Source organism: Desulfocurvus sp. DL1XJH-121 (assembly GCF_054819825.1).
Genome location: NZ_JBTVWW010000144.1, coordinates 1 through 254, shown reverse-complemented (window position 1 = coordinate 254; position 254 = coordinate 1). Strand labels below are relative to the sequence as shown.

Sequence of the window (254 nt, the reverse complement as noted above, 5' to 3'; positions counted from 1 at the left end):
CGGGTCGCATCTGACATCGATGCACTCGATGGACAATTACTATGTCTCGAAACTGCTGCCGCTGATCGCCGAGGCCGGCGTCGCCGCAATCGCCAATCCCCTGATCAATATCGTGCTGCAGGGCCGCCACGACACCTACCCGAAGCGCCGCGGTCAGACCCGCGTGCCCGAAATGAGGCCATACGGAATCAACGTAGCTTTCGGTCAGGATTGCTGCATGGATCCGTGGTATTCGCTGGGCTCCGCGGACATGC

1 protein-coding gene is annotated in these 254 nt (G+C 60.6%); it reads left to right on the top strand.

The window, feature by feature from the left end; genetic code table 11:
- Positions 1-28 precede the first annotated feature (28 nt).
- Positions 29-254, top strand: a 226-nt coding sequence (locus ACYYG1_RS17660) for an amidohydrolase family protein (RefSeq protein WP_461211638.1), incomplete at its 3' end; no start/stop codon positions are given.